This is a genomic window from Microcystis sp. LE19-131.1A (assembly GCF_027532015.1).
GTDB classification, from domain to species: domain Bacteria; phylum Cyanobacteriota; class Cyanobacteriia; order Cyanobacteriales; family Microcystaceae; genus Microcystis; species Microcystis ichthyoblabe_A.
On record NZ_JAPZSS010000256.1, the window covers coordinates 1 to 4,172 of the forward strand.

Below are 4,172 nucleotides of genomic sequence, written 5' to 3' on the forward strand. Positions count from 1 at the left end.
ACAGAAAGCCCTGAATTAACAAGGGTTGTACGTCAATTCGTGGGGCAAACCGCGCACCCTGGCAAGCAGAAAAAGACTTTTGACATGATTTGAAGTCCGATGCTCGAATCGGGAGCATTACTCCGCGTCGTCTCCCGCAAAAGGGCTCCAATCGCCGTTTCCTTTATAACGTTCGTAGACCGAAAATGGGGCGATCGCATTGCCATCACGAGAGACGGTAGCGGCATTTTCCCGTTGGACAGGAGCAGAGTTACGGGGTGTCAGTTTCTTGGTTTTCATGGTGGAATTTCCTCCAATAGATTTATTTTTTCATACTGTAGCAACACTACAAAATCAAAGTCAATAGTTTTTTGGTAAATTAAGGTGAGATTCCTGAAGGTGAGATTCTGTCTGCAATTAATCAGGTGGATGCCAACCAGCTTTAACCCAATTTTTACGCACAACGACAGCTAGACTATTATTTAATTTTAAAGCTACAAGTGTTGCCCGACCACAAGCCGTTATTCCCATAATTTCTGTTCCCTCTGAACTCCAAGTAAAATGTTCTTGCCACCTTTGAAGGCGAGGATTAAACAAAGAAACTAACAGTTCAGATTCAGGATCAATAGCCTCAGTTTGTGTCCACTTATATTGATTACATAATTCACAAGCTAAACATAAATTTTCTTCTGTATTAGCACCACCTTTAGTTAAAGGTTGGATATGATCAATTTGTAATCTTCCCATAATATAATCCTGGTGGCTGAGGCAATATTCACAGCGATTTCCTGCCCGTTGTCTAACTTTTTGGCGCAAAGTTTCTGTGAGAAAGCTCATGGTATTAAAGCATCTCTCAAACCTCTTTTAACGGCTTCAGCTAAGGCGATTGACTTTCTTAATTGTCCCATTTGGTAAATTGAGATTAAAACTGACAATTCATAGCCTTCAGCTTCGGTTAAACCCGTATTTTTTCCCTTAGCTTGTAACTCTCCCAAGCGTTGATTTTGAACAACATCCATTTTTGAATTAGCTAATTCAATCACTTCAGCATCTAACAGATGGGAAATTTTAACATGATTACCCACTGCTGAGAGACTATTAAAGGTAGGTAGAACAATTTCTAAGGTATCAATTAAAACCTCTGATAACTCTCGTTGCGTAGCCTTTCCTAAACATTGGGCGGTTTCAGCTAAACTGACTGGTAAATCAATAGTAATTCGAGTCATTTGTGATGTATGAGTAAGTAAATCTTACCTTAATCATAGCTTAAGTAATTCTGTCAGAGGTACAAACCGAAGGAGAAGACAAACCCAACCCGTTAACCCTGGGGTAGTAAGCTGTTGACAGGGGTTCATCTCTCCTAGGCCAAGTCTTCTAGCACTCTTGAGCGAAGGAAAAAGGCAAGTGGGGAAAAACCCAACCTCTCCCCTGCTCCCCCTCTCCCTTGCTCCCCTGCTTCTCCCGCGTGCCAGGTAACACTCCCGCGACAGAAAGCCCTGAATTAACAAGGGTTGTACGTCAATTCCTTGGGGCAAACCGCGCACCCTGGCAAGCAGAAAAAGACTTTTGACATGATTTGAAGTCCGATGCTCGAATCGGGAGCATTACTCCGCGTCGTCTCCCGCAAAAGGATACCGCGAATCCCGAGGATCCCATTCCAGGGGGGCGATCGCATTGCCATCACGAGAGACGGTAGCGGCATTTTCCCGTTGGACGGGAGCAGAGTTACGGGGTGTCAGTTTCTTGGTTTTCATGGGGTAAAATCCTCCAATAGGTTTGTTTTTCACAGTATGGCAACACTACCAATCCAAGTCAACAGTTTCTAGGTCAATTTTTGTTGAGAAAGAGTCAAGTTTGCGAATCACACTTTCTCCCTTATTCCTAACAGAAAGCTCTGAATTAACAAGGGTTGTACGTCAATTCGTTGGGGCAAACCGCGCACCCTGGCAAGCAGAAAAAGACTTTTGACATGATTTGAAGTCCGATGCTCGAATCGGGAGGATTACTCTGCGTCGTCTCCCGCAAAAGGATAACACTTCCCCCACTCGTGGGGGCCGCAATCGTGGGGGGCGATCGCATTGCCATCACGAGAGACGGTAGCGGCATTTTCCCGTTGGACAGGAGCAGAGTTACGGGGTGTCAGTTTCTTGGTTTTCATGGTGGAATTTCCTCCAATAGATTTGTTTTTCACAGTGTAGCAAAACTACCAATCCAAGTCAACAGTTTCTAGGTCAATTTTTGTTGAGAAAGAGTCAAGTTTGCGAATCACACTTTCTCCCTTATTCCTAACAGAAAGCTCTGAATTGACAAGGATTGTAAGTCAATTCGTTGGGGCAAACCGCGCACCCTGGCAAGCAGAAAAAGACTTTTGACATGATTTGAAGTCCGATGCTCGAATCGGGAGCATTACTCCGCGTCGTCTCCCGCAAAAGGATTACTATAATAATCCCCAATTCCGCGCTTGCCCTGGGGGGCGACCGCATTGCCATCACGAGAGACGGTAGCGGCATTTTCCCGTTGGACAGGAGCAGAGTTACGGGGTGTCAGTTTCTTGGTTTTCATGGTGGAATTTCCTCCAATAGATTTGTTTTTCACAGTATGGCAAAACTGCCAATCCAAGTCAACAGTTTCTAGGTCAATTTTTGTTAAGAAAGAGGGTGCTGCTGAATCAAGGTATGAATGACAACCTTGTACCCATCCAAAAGTTAGTTTGGGTCTAGGTTTTAAAAATCTCACAAAAGAAGATTCATATCTCAAATCAGCAACGCCGGTTGATTGATGAATCAACCTACTATGAGAGCAACAACCTGTACTCCCCTGCTCCCCCTCTCCCCTGCTTCTTCACCCCCCGAAGCAATCTCTTAAAAGTTTTAATTGTTCTGATTGGTAATAAATTGATGAACAATCTCAACTCTTAGATTTAATTCCCGTGCAATTTGTTCTTCATTAAGTCCCAACCTAACCAGAAGAGGAATTGTTTCCAATTTCCCTTCAAGTTTTCCTTCAAGTTTTCCTTCAAGTTTCCCTTCAAGTTTCCCTTCAAGTTTTCCTTCAAGTTTTCCTTCAAGTTTTCCTTCAAGTTTCCCTTCTTCTTTAGCTTCTTGATAAAACTTGGTTTGTTTCCATTCCGTGAGATTAAACATAGCTTCTAACTCCTGGCGACTTTTCTGCGGAAATTTGTAGATAATAATCTTCTCGATTAACTCGATAACATTTCGTTGAGTGTTAGGGTCAATAATCTGTTGGCGGGTTTGCTCAATCAAGGATTGAACCTGTTCGGGTGCTTTTTTCCCACTGATGACGATAAACTGGAGGATACTTATCCCCAGAGAGGGAGGAGATTCAGCCTCGATTTCATCGAGATATATTCGTTGTATCCGCTCTAAGTTTAGCAAATTTTGGTAAGCGATGGGAAACCCAATGTCCAAGCGGCGCTTTCCCCACAGAATCACGGGACAGCAGGCGCGTTCCGGCTTATACTGCTTGAGATAGAGGAAGATCTGAGTCATAAATCGCCAATAAAAATCCTCGTCTTTTTGAAATTGAACTTCGACAAAGTAAAGCGGATAATCCGGGTGGTCTGCATCGGGAATAAATACCCCATCAAGTCGGAAAGCCAATTCTTTGATTTCGACTGATTTAAATTGATAATTTTGCGCCAGATTGGGAGATTCTCCTAGCAGTTGAAAGAGAAGTTCGGGAAAGACTTGAAATAGGGTATAAAAGATTTTATCGGTTTTCATTACTCCTTCTTTGGTCGTCAAGTCAATAGTTTTTTTATGAATTTTCGTGTTCTTGCTTGACAAAACGGTGATCGCATAACAATAAATGGCGATCGCACTAGCTAATTCTTCCAGCACTTTTGAGCGAAGGAAAAAGGCGAATGGGGAAAAAATCACCCTCTCCCCTGCTCCCTCTCTCCCTTGCTCCCCTGCTTCTCCCGCGTGCCAGGTAACAGAAAGCCCTGAATTAACAAGGATTGTACGTCAATTCGTTGGGGCAAACCGCGCACCCTGGCAAGCAGAAAAAGACTTTTGACATGATTTGAAGTTCGATGCTCGAATCGGGAGCATTACTCCGCGTCGTCTCCCGCAAATGGCAGTTCGTACCACTCTTCACAATTGCCATCCCCATCCTCTCCCACACAAAAAGTTCCCCAACCAAGTTGAGCGATCGCATTGCCATCACGAGAG

Annotated in this window: 7 protein-coding genes; all 7 read right to left on the minus strand. The window is 43.8% G+C overall.

What is annotated here, in order from left to right:
• Window positions 1–117: 117 nt before the first annotated feature.
• The 7 genes from O9323_RS18480 to O9323_RS18510 all read right to left on the minus strand — a co-directional run bounded on the left by O9323_RS18480 (window position 118) and on the right by O9323_RS18510 (window position 3,722).
• Window positions 118–279: an anacyclamide/piricyclamide family prenylated cyclic peptide gene (locus O9323_RS18480; protein WP_288125552.1), complete on the minus strand. Its 162-nt coding sequence runs from the start codon at window positions 277–279 to the stop codon at window positions 118–120.
• Between the two features lie 117 nt (window positions 280–396).
• Window positions 397–816, minus strand: coding sequence for an HNH endonuclease (locus tag O9323_RS18485; RefSeq protein WP_287736132.1), 420 nt, complete (start codon window positions 814–816; stop codon window positions 397–399).
• Entirely contained in the window at window positions 813–1,205 is a 393-nt protein-coding gene (locus O9323_RS18490; RefSeq protein WP_288125553.1) for a hypothetical protein, read from the minus strand. Before O9323_RS18490 ends, O9323_RS18485 begins: the two co-directional genes overlap by 4 nt.
• 378 nt (window positions 1,206–1,583) lie before the next feature.
• Window positions 1,584–1,733: an anacyclamide/piricyclamide family prenylated cyclic peptide gene (locus O9323_RS18495; RefSeq protein WP_288125554.1), complete on the minus strand. Its 150-nt coding sequence runs from the start codon at window positions 1,731–1,733 to the stop codon at window positions 1,584–1,586.
• Between the two features lie 248 nt (window positions 1,734–1,981).
• On the minus strand, window positions 1,982–2,137 hold the full coding sequence (locus O9323_RS18500; RefSeq protein ID WP_272095974.1) for an anacyclamide/piricyclamide family prenylated cyclic peptide: 156 nt from the start codon (window positions 2,135–2,137) through the stop codon (window positions 1,982–1,984).
• A 248-nt stretch (window positions 2,138–2,385) separates the two neighbouring features.
• Window positions 2,386–2,541, minus strand: coding sequence for an anacyclamide/piricyclamide family prenylated cyclic peptide (locus O9323_RS18505; RefSeq protein ID WP_288125555.1), 156 nt, complete (start codon window positions 2,539–2,541; stop codon window positions 2,386–2,388).
• 308 nt (window positions 2,542–2,849) lie between these two features.
• The gene (locus tag O9323_RS18510; RefSeq protein ID WP_288125556.1) at window positions 2,850–3,722 is read right to left on the minus strand and encodes an Rpn family recombination-promoting nuclease/putative transposase; all 873 of its coding nucleotides are present in this window, start codon (window positions 3,720–3,722) and stop codon (window positions 2,850–2,852) included.
• Window positions 3,723–4,172: the final 450 nt, after the last annotated feature.

Excerpts from the sequence above, each read along its gene's own strand:
- O9323_RS18480 (WP_288125552.1), bottom strand. The coding sequence starts at position 279 with ATGAAAACCAAGAAACTGACACCCCGTAACTCTGCTCCTGTCCAACGG.
- O9323_RS18485 (WP_287736132.1), bottom strand. The coding sequence starts at position 816 with ATGAGCTTTCTCACAGAAACTTTGCGCCAAAAAGTTAGACAACGGGCA.
- O9323_RS18490 (WP_288125553.1), bottom strand. The coding sequence starts at position 1,205 with ATGACTCGAATTACTATTGATTTACCAGTCAGTTTAGCTGAAACCGCC.
- O9323_RS18495 (WP_288125554.1), bottom strand. The coding sequence starts at position 1,733 with ATGAAAACCAAGAAACTGACACCCCGTAACTCTGCTCCCGTCCAACGG.
- O9323_RS18500 (WP_272095974.1), bottom strand. The coding sequence starts at position 2,137 with ATGAAAACCAAGAAACTGACACCCCGTAACTCTGCTCCTGTCCAACGG.
- O9323_RS18505 (WP_288125555.1), bottom strand. The coding sequence starts at position 2,541 with ATGAAAACCAAGAAACTGACACCCCGTAACTCTGCTCCTGTCCAACGG.
- O9323_RS18510 (WP_288125556.1), bottom strand. The coding sequence starts at position 3,722 with ATGAAAACCGATAAAATCTTTTATACCCTATTTCAAGTCTTTCCCGAA.